At 33.5% G+C, this 9,418-nt stretch carries 8 protein-coding genes and 1 pseudogene; 4 read left to right on the top strand and 5 right to left on the bottom strand.

What is annotated here, in order from left to right; all coding sequences use genetic code 11:
* Positions 1-991 (bottom strand): serine/threonine-protein kinase (locus tag AFK68_RS23235; RefSeq protein WP_094675477.1); only part of this gene is annotated, 991 nt, incomplete at its 3' end.
* Positions 992-1,359: 368 nt separating this feature from the next.
* Positions 1,360-1,593, bottom strand: a complete 234-nt coding sequence (locus AFK68_RS23230; protein WP_094675475.1) for a hypothetical protein — start codon at positions 1,591-1,593, stop codon at positions 1,360-1,362.
* Positions 1,594-2,470: 877 nt separating this feature from the next.
* On the opposite strand from AFK68_RS23230, the gene AFK68_RS23220 reads away from it, so the two are divergent.
* Positions 2,471-3,052 carry a Uma2 family endonuclease gene (locus AFK68_RS23220; RefSeq protein ID WP_094675471.1) on the top strand — a complete coding sequence of 194 codons (582 nt, stop codon included), beginning with the start codon at positions 2,471-2,473 and terminating at the stop codon, positions 3,050-3,052.
* A 1,153-nt stretch (positions 3,053-4,205) separates the two neighbouring features.
* Here AFK68_RS23220 and petA read toward each other — a convergent pair.
* On the bottom strand, positions 4,206-5,183 hold the full coding sequence (petA, locus tag AFK68_RS23215) for a cytochrome f (protein ID WP_094675469.1): 978 nt from the start codon (positions 5,181-5,183) through the stop codon (positions 4,206-4,208).
* A 131-nt stretch (positions 5,184-5,314) separates the two neighbouring features.
* The gene (gene petC / locus AFK68_RS23210; protein WP_094675467.1) at positions 5,315-5,854 is read right to left on the bottom strand and encodes a cytochrome b6-f complex iron-sulfur subunit; all 540 of its coding nucleotides are present in this window, start codon (positions 5,852-5,854) and stop codon (positions 5,315-5,317) included.
* Between the two features lie 841 nt (positions 5,855-6,695).
* On the opposite strand from petC, the gene AFK68_RS23205 reads away from it, so the two are divergent.
* Positions 6,696-7,013: a DUF3067 family protein gene (locus AFK68_RS23205; protein ID WP_094675465.1), complete on the top strand. Its 318-nt coding sequence runs from the start codon at positions 6,696-6,698 to the stop codon at positions 7,011-7,013.
* A gap of 21 nt (positions 7,014-7,034) precedes the next feature.
* Here AFK68_RS23205 and AFK68_RS23200 read toward each other — a convergent pair whose 3' ends face one another.
* A complete protein-coding gene (locus AFK68_RS23200; RefSeq protein WP_210407576.1) occupies positions 7,035-7,361 on the bottom strand; it encodes a tRNA-binding protein in 327 nt (108 codons plus the stop codon).
* Positions 7,362-8,358: 997 nt separating this feature from the next.
* Between AFK68_RS23200 and AFK68_RS23190 the strand changes: the two genes are divergently transcribed.
* Both AFK68_RS23190 and AFK68_RS23185 read left to right on the top strand, forming a co-directional pair.
* The gene (locus AFK68_RS23190; protein ID WP_094675461.1) at positions 8,359-9,114 is read left to right on the top strand and encodes a cyclic nucleotide-binding domain-containing protein; all 756 of its coding nucleotides are present in this window, start codon (positions 8,359-8,361) and stop codon (positions 9,112-9,114) included.
* Positions 9,115-9,175: 61 nt separating this feature from the next.
* Positions 9,176-9,418 (top strand): annotated as a pseudogene (locus AFK68_RS23185) (hypothetical protein); the annotation flags it as partial.

The following is a 9,418-nucleotide window of genomic DNA, read 5'->3' as shown; positions in this document are numbered from 1 at the left end:
ATATAATAAACATAGCTACTCCGAAAAGAAAAAAGAATATTGCTACATGAAATTTGATAAGAGTAGAACTACCTGACGGAATATTAATAATTAAGCTTCTAGATGTTTTTTTCAGAGTTACTTCACTGCCTTCAGGTTTTTGATGAGTAGACTCCACTAAAGAATAATCATTATAAACAATTTCTGACTTACTACAAAGTACATTCAAAGCTTCTTTTGCTGACTTAAATCTATCTTCCCACATCGGCTCTAATATTACTTCTAACCAATCTGCAAATTTAGGTGAAATTTCCACACAAGAACGAAAGTTTATTTTCATTCTTTTTTGAGGCAATTTATCTGGGGAATGATGGGTTAATAAATATAATAAAGTTCCACCTAAACTATATAAATCTGATGCACAATAAGCTCTTCCTTGTATCTGTTCGGGTGGCATATATCCAATAGTTCCGACAAAGGTTCCACTCAAAGACATTGTATTTCGGTAAATATCTTGAACTGCACCAAAATCTACTAAAAATATTCGACCATCAGGTTGTAAAATAATATTTTCCGGTTTAATATCTCGGTGAATTATTGGTGGATTTAGTTGATGTAAATAACTCAAAATTTCTAAGACTTGAATTGCCACTTGTTTAATTTGTACTTCTGTTGGATGCCAACCTTTTTCTACCCAAGTTGCTAAGGAATTTCCCGAAACTAATTCACGAATTAAATAAAATCGTCTATCTGGCTTTGTATCAATATAAAAATAATTCAAATATTTGGGAATTTGAGGATGATTCAAATTGGCAATAACTCTAGCTTCCCTCTCAAAAAGTTCTAATATTTTCCAGTCTTTTGCTTCTTGTAAAGAAACAACTTTAAGTGCTACTCGCTGATAATTTTTCAGGTCTTCAGCTTCATAAGTAATTCCCATTCCACCTTTTCCCAAAGAAGTAACAATTCTATATCGTTGAGCAATAATATCATTAGCTTGGTGTAGATTCATATTCCCTATCCTATAGAAAAATATTTGCTGTTTTTTACCAAAACCAGAATATCCAAATCCTCCGTTTTTAAGGGGATGAAAAAGCGGTCGTTTTCGGCTAAGAGCCGAAACGCCATATCCAATCGACCAAGAGAAATATTCAACTCAGTATTTTAAGCCTCTGGCTTTAGTCGAAGGTACTGATGACTCAATACGGTTCAGATAATACCAAAACTCCTATGATATGGAACTACTAGATGAGCTTTTCAGATTACAGAAATGCCAAAAAAAATTATTAACTGAACTGTATGGACTGATAACTGTTAACGAAGTTCCTCCGCAGGAGGCTAACTGTTAACGAAGTTCCTCCGATAGGAGGCTAACTGAAATTACTCTATTAAATTTTGATTATCCAATAATTTTCCTTCTGGTTTTTTGAGCCTTTCCTGAAATCTTAATTCTTCTAGTTCTAGAAAATCTCTAATTTCAGCAAATAACCATATTTGTTCTTTTTGAGTCAGGATATAGCCAAATTGATATTTCCTTCTAGCTTTGAATAAATCAAATGTTATATGTGTTGTTTTTTTACTATCTAGGTTACTAATAAGTAAATCTTTTTCCAAATAAACTTTCTTTATATAGCAATCAGGAATGAGATGTGAGAATTTTTATCATAGTTAGTTTGAGGTGAAAAGCTTAAAAATTCTGACTCCTGTACGGACGTTGCATGCAACGTCCCTACGACTCCTGACTCCTAAATGCCACTAAAATCTTACAACTGAAATATGATTGCTATATCTTTTGTTTTAGCTTTAATTGTACGACTAAAGAAACAAATATTCCAGTTTATAAAAAACTCATTTTGAGAGATTTCAATATAATGTCTAAAGGCAAATTTTCAGAAAGGTAAGTAAACTAAATTCCCTATAAATAAACCTAATAAAGTCCCCAGCGACTCAATTCTATCCCTACTGAATACTCTTAAAATAAATAACTTAATCAGACAAACTAGAACAGCCATAAAACACAAGAAAATTTGCCCTGATTTTGAAGAATCTAAAGATGGAATCTTAATAATTAAGTTTCTAGACGTTTTTTTCAGAATAACTAAACTGCCTGGAGGTTTTTGATAAGTCATGTTTGCCATTCTCCTATTAAACCCTTTTCGGANCCATAAAACACAAGAAAATTTGCCCTGATTTTGAAGAATCTAAAGATGGAATCTTAATAATTAAGTTTCTAGACGTTTTTTTCAGAATAACTAAACTGCCTGGAGGTTTTTGATAAGTCATGTTTGCCATTCTCCTATTAAACCCTAATTTTCATTATTATAAACTGACATTTATTTCTACAAATTTCATCAATTTGTTTACGGATAAATGAAAATTTATAACTATATTCAACCTTGACACAAAATTAATTGTATATTTATTAGCAGGGTTAGAATATAAGAATATTTGTGCTAAAATAAATCCAAAAAATATAATGGCATAATATCTAATGGTTGCAGAAATTAAAACTGAAAAATCCTATTCTCCAGAAGAATACCTTTCTTTAGAGATTGACTCAGAAGAAAAACATGAATATATTAATGGTGAAATTATTTCTATGACAGGTGCTACTCCTAATCATAACAAAATAGCAGGGAATTTATATGCAGCGTTAAACTTGGCATTAAAACATCAACCTTATGATGTTTTTATCACAGATCAACGACTTTGGATTCCTACAGAAAAAATCTATACTTATCCTGATGTAATGATAATTGAAGGCGAATTACAATTTCAGGAAGGAAGGCGAGATACTCTAACTAATCCTGTAATTATTGCGGAAGTTTTATCAACATCAACTGAGGGTTTTGATAGAGGTAAAAAATTTGCTGCCTATCGTACAATTCCCACTTTTAAAGAATATATTTTAATCGACCAATATACAATGCAGGTTGAACAATTTACTCAAACAGAATCTAAGCAATGGTTATTATCTGAACATCGAGGAGAAGATAGTAAATTATCTCTAAAATTTATTGGTTTTGAGATTAGTTTAGCTGACTTGTATGACAAAGTTAATTTTGATTTATGAACCTAATTTGTTGGGTTTCTTTCCTATACAGTATTTGGAATTTNTCTGAACATCGAGGAGAAGATAGTAAATTATCTCTAAAATTTATTGGTTTTGAGATTAGTTTAGCTGACTTGTATGACAAAGTTAATTTTGATTTATGAACCTAATTTGTTGGGTTTCTTTCCTATACAGTATTTGGAATTTATGATAGACTATTTTATTTTTTTGTTGAATAAAAAATCATTTACATAGACAAGTAACCCCAACTAACTTTTATGCTATCACAATTTTTGTAAGGATGCAATTGAAAATCCCTTTACCTGCGATTTTTTTCTGAAGCTTTAGAAAATGAAGGTGTTTATTATTTTTCACTAAGGAGCGAGCGAGGGGTGGAAAGATTTGATGAGGAAAAATTTCTAAATATTTGATTGTCTCTTAAGCAAGGGGAATTTAGTTGAACAATAAGTCATGCGCATAGACGAGGAAACACATATATTTTTTTATTCCATCACAATTTTTGTAAGGATGCAACTGAAAATCCCTTTACCCGCGATTTTTTTTCTGAAGCTTCATAAAATGAAAATGTTGGTGATTTTCCAATGACGAGAGATAGATGGAAAGATTTAATGATGGAAAAAATCTGATCCTAATCTTAAAAGCAGGGGATTCATTAATTAATAATGGATAATGGATAATGGATAATTACCTCACCGTAACGGAATTCAATATAAGGAAATATCAGCACTTTTCTCAATGGGAGATTGGATATGGCGTTTAGCGTTCCGCACAACCCGCGTTTTTCATGTCGCGCAGCAAAACGACCGCTTTTTCTTTTGAAATAGAAGGCTTTATACCTTTATTTGTCGGTAAGGGAGCATCTTTCAATCTTTTTGCTGTATTGCCTTTATTCCAGTTCAAACTCGTAACTCAAAAATTTAATCCTGGGCAAAGATACCAAATAGACATATCCAATCATAAAAAATCAAATAAATTATCGCACATAAATCATTAATTATTTCCCCCTACTCCCTACTCCCTGCTACCTTTTTATGGAGATGTCTAATGACTTTTATAAATATCAAAAGGAGCAAAGCTTCAGAAATGAACTTCACCTCCACTCCCAATACTTTGCTCCCTATGAGTCAATTTTTCAAGACAAAACTCAGACCACCTAGAAATTCATTTCGGCAGCTTGAACTTTCTCCACTTGTTTCTTCTTCAAAACCAACATAATTTGAGCTAACATAACCAAGGCAAAGAATGCCATCAACCACTTAACTCGATTTGCATCTTGCAGTACAATTTCAGCATCTGCTTGACCAAAACCACCAACATTGGGGTCATTAGTAATAACTTGACCTGCTTCAACAGTATCTCCTAAACCAACCAAAAGTTCAGGACCAGGAGGCACTGTATCTACAACAGTCTCACCATTAGCAGTTTCGATGGTAATTTGATTACCTACATATTCTTCAAAAGTAATATCAGTAATCTTACCACTGGCAGCCGCATTATAAATAGTATTATTGCTCTTATTACCAGCAGGATAAACTTGACCTCGACCTCTGTTTCCACCTACATGAACAGCATATTTACCAAAGTGGATAGATGAATCAGTGGCCGGATCAGGAGATAAGACTGGGAAAACAATCTCTTGATATTCTTCCCCTGGTATTGGCCCAACTAAAATAACGTTTTCTTGGTCTTCGGCATAGGGTTGGAAATACAGACCAGAAACTTCTTCTTCCCACTCTTCAGGTATTCTGTCTTCAGGTGCAATTTTGAAGCCTTCAGGCAACATTAGTACAGCACCTACATTCAAGCCACCTTTACTACCGTCACCTAAAACTTGTTGAACGTCAGTATCATAAGGGATATTAACAACAGCTTTAAATACTGTATCTGGTAGTACAGACTGAGGTACTTCTACTTCGGTAGGTTTAGCACCAATGTGACAGTTAGCACAAGCAAGTTTGCCTGTAGCTTCTCTAGGAGTTGCCGGAGCAGTTTCTTGTGCCCAGAATGGATAGGCATTTGCTGCCGGGGAACTTGTGATAAATAGTGATATGGAAGCGATCGCTACTAACATTGTCTTGGCGATCTGCTTAACAAAACTACCCCATACGGCTGATAAATTTATTTTTGACATTACTTATTATGTCTTCTCTCAAAAATCAAAAACTTTTACAAATTTTACGTTATACCACCATTAACCATCAGGGGTATAACGGATAGCAGCTTTCTGCTTCAATGACTGATTATTTATCAGTCAAAAATTTCTTAAGACCACCAAGGATCTTCCCCAGTGCGGAAATCTGTTTCTTCCCATTTAGTAAAGACCAGTTTATCATCGCTAACATTGGTATGAACTAATGCTAGAGATAAAGGTGCTGGCCCTCTGACTACTTTTCCTGTGCTGTCATACTGAGAGCCATGACAAGGACAAATAAATTTATTCTCACTACCGTTCCAAGGTACAACACACCCTAGATGAGTACATACTGCATTTAACCCATAGTCAGCTAAGGTTTGGTCTCCTTCGATCACTACATAAGTAGGGTCTCCTTTGAATCCTTGGGCTAAAGTTCGTTCTCCAGGGTTATGACTGGCTAAAAACTCACTGACTATAATATCGTTACCAAGGGCATCTTTTGCTGTTACTCCACCACCAGCTCCACCACTTGATGGAGGAATAAAGTAGTTAACGACTGGATATAGGGCTCCGAGAGCTACCCCTGTTACAGTCCCAAAGGTGAGAAGATTCATAAATTGGCGACGCCCCATATCGGGTACATCTGGTGTTCCTTCTGCTTGAGCCATGAATTACGTTGGTTGTTTTTTGTTAATTTACGTTTCTATTTTTGAATTATGTGCAGAGTTTGTAAGTTTATAGACAAATATTTATGACTTAACTTACTTTTCCTGGTGTTATCCTGAATGGAATTACTCCTAATTCCTCTATTCCATCAGCATAAGCATTTGGAACTGCATAAGCATATTGGTATTGTAACTACCGTTGAGGTCAGGATTGATTAACAAGCCATACGGACAAGTTGACAATCTTCTATTAGATAGAACAATTCTGCCTTAAGGCCGTTTCCTGATTATTATTACATTGTTTTAACTTCTACTGTTATTATTAAGAAATGTAAATATTTTGCAGGCAAGTAGCAATAGATGCTTGAATTATAAATCAAAAATTTTTATATTATAACACNGTTATTATTAAGAAATGTAAATATTTTGCAGGCAAGTAGCAATAGATGCTTGAATTATAAATCAAAAATTTTTATATTATAACACAAGAAGACTCTAATGGAAACTAAACTCAATAGGAAATCTTAAGTGTGGATATGACAAAAAAATGATATAATTTTCTTCTCTTTTCAAAGGGATAAAAAAGGAAATTTTGGATTTTTAAGCCTCCTAATTCAGTAGAAGGTAATTTTAACTTTTGCGTAGCATGACCTAGAAAAGTTCTGACCTAGGAACCTAACTGATATAGCGCGTAGTGCTAAGGAATAGGGAATAGTAGAATGTCAAAAGCTTTTCCTACGGAATGCTGCGCAAACAGGATTTATAAATATCAGATACCTTAATGCGTAACGCTATAACTGATAACTGATAACTAATAACTAATAACTGATAACTTATAAATGAAATGACAGGCGAAGAATTACACCAATTATTATTGGCAAAGTGGGGTAAGTCTTATGATATTCAACTACGACGGACAAAAGGCAAAATATTTGTGCAGGTCATGTGGAAGTATTTGGAACAAGCATCCTTTCCCATGAAAGAATCAGAATATTTTGCCCACTTAGAAGCGATAGCCACCTATATAAATGGTTTTGGTGGTGGAGAAACTGTCAAGAATTATATTGAGAATACAAACGAACGACCAAGGTTAGGTAAAGTAGTGAGTATTCCTTTAGACTTAGGAGAGAGAGCATCAGAATGGATGGTAGAAGAATTTTAATTTGACAGAAAAATCAAAAGGCTACAAAATTCTTAAGCCTATTGGTACATCTCGATCTGGTTGTATTAGGGCAACTTCTCCATGTTCCATCACTACTCCTAGAACCAAAACTTCGGACATAAAGTTAGCGACTTGACGTAGAGGTAAATTTGTAACTGCTAAAATTAGTTTCCCCACTAAATCTTGGGGAATATAGAGTTTTGTTAATCCAGCGCTAGATTTTTTGATCCCCAATTTACCAAAATCTATCCAAAGTTTATAAGCTGGTTTTATAGTTTGAGGAAATTCTTTTACAGTGATAATTTTTCCTACTCTTATTTCGATATTTTGAAAATTATTAGAAGTGATTTGTAAACATTCAGCCGTCAGCTCGCCTCTTGCCTCCTGCGGAGGAGCTGGGCTAACAGAGGATCTGCCTCTTTCAGAGGCAGTTACGACCCAGGAGGCTACCTGACCGCTAATAGCTAAATGCTTACAGTGATTTGAGTCATTTTTTCATCTTCTCTGAGCAATAATAGTATAAATTAGTTAACTATTTTCAGTCTAAAATTGCCTATATCTCTAAAATCGTAAATAAAGTATNGTATTTATTGAGATTATACAAAAATTTGATAGTTATAAAAATAGTTTCATAATTAGCCCAAAGTAGACTATTTATTTATCTTTAATATTGTTTCCAGATAATTTCCCTCAAAAAGTTAGGATAAAAGGCAGAAAAGTACAGAAAAATCAAGGGAAAATTATTCTTTCTACTTTCTCTGTATCCCCACACTCCCCACACTCTACTTTTTTCAGCACATCTTAATTAGGAATAGAACCTAAGTATTTCCTTCGGAATGTTGTGAAATAACCTTCAGCTTTTAGCTAGATTATAATTTGCTCATCTTCTATTAAAACAGAAATTATTATTTATATATTTCAGATAATTTATACTTCTACCCGCAAGGGAATAGGTAGGGCTTGCTGATTAAATCTCAAAGTATTTACAAATAAAGGTATTAGTCTTTTGAGGTTTAGTCTTTTTAGATATGGAAAAAGTACCTAGTTTTCAGCTATTTGTACTCAAAAAGTTAGCATTTTGGGCAAGATAGTAGCCCAAAAATTACTCCCCTACTCCCCCGCTCCCCTACTCCTTAAAAAAGACTTTTTCAGCAAACCCTNCTACACAATTCATAGTGATGCCAATACAGAAATGACTGCTACTAGAGAAATGACTTATGTTTACTACTTCTATCAAGAACCAAAATCATAAAATGGATCCGAAAAATTAAAAGACTCAACCCCTTTCATTCTGACAGTATTAAACCAGATATGATACAAATATGTGGAATAAAAAAGGATAGGGATGATGAATGAGGTAGTAAATACTTTACTAAAACTAGAAGTCTTTCGTGAATTTTACACAGAGGAAATTCAAGCAGTAAGTAACTATATATCTTGCCACCAATTCTTAGTAGGACAAGTGCTAATGAAAAAAGGAGAAATAGGAACTTATCTAGGAATTATTCTCCAAGGGGAAATTAATATTGTCGAAGATTCAGAAATATTAGTAACTCGAAGTAGGGGAGAATTATTAGGAGAAATAGCATTAATTCAGTCACAACCAAGAAGTGCTAATGTGGTAGCTGTTAGTCATGGAGAAGTAGCTGTAATTCGCTTTGATGATATTGAGAAAATTAAGAATACTCATCCGAAAATTGCCATTAAATTAATTAGTGTTTTCACAAAATCAACTTGGCAAAAATTGCCAGAAAGTCAAACAAAAAATAAAAATAATTATATAGTTATAATTGCTAATCAAAATGAATACTATCCAGTCATAGATTTTATTGTAAAACATCAAGCTTTTTGGCAAAATCATCCAATAGCAACTACCCCGAAATTAGCCCAGATTTTATCTACAGAAATTAAGAGCGACATCAACATTGGAAAATATCTAGATTATCAAAGGTTGATTGGAACAGAAACAGCAGTTGGTTCCCTGATTATGTCAGGAAATGTATCAGTAGTTATCTATTTAAGAATACCCATATTAGCAGTGAAAAAACAACTGAATATAGAAGCATTTTTAATGTTATGTGACGTTTGTCAAGTACCTTGAGCAACAAACCTATCAACAGCAAAGGCTATTCTATCTTACCTAGAAAAGGATTAGGTCAAACATGATGAATTGGATATTTATAGAAATAGCAAATATATTTAATTTCTTAGTTCAAATCTTTCAAACAGAGATATTTCAATTAGGCAACCAATCATTCTCCATCAAAAATATTACTGAAATAATTTTATCAATCATTATAGTAATATTCCTCTCCCGCACAATAAAAAAGTGGATGAGTGAATGGATATTAGTTAATCTAGGAGTAAAAAAAGGTACAAGAGAAGCGATCGCCACTATTATTAAT

Source organism: Hydrocoleum sp. CS-953 (genome assembly GCF_002260545.1).
Classification (GTDB): domain Bacteria; phylum Cyanobacteriota; class Cyanobacteriia; order Cyanobacteriales; family Microcoleaceae; genus Trichodesmium.
Note: the sequence above shows the minus strand (reverse complement) of the source record. Positions and strands in the feature narration are given on the sequence as shown.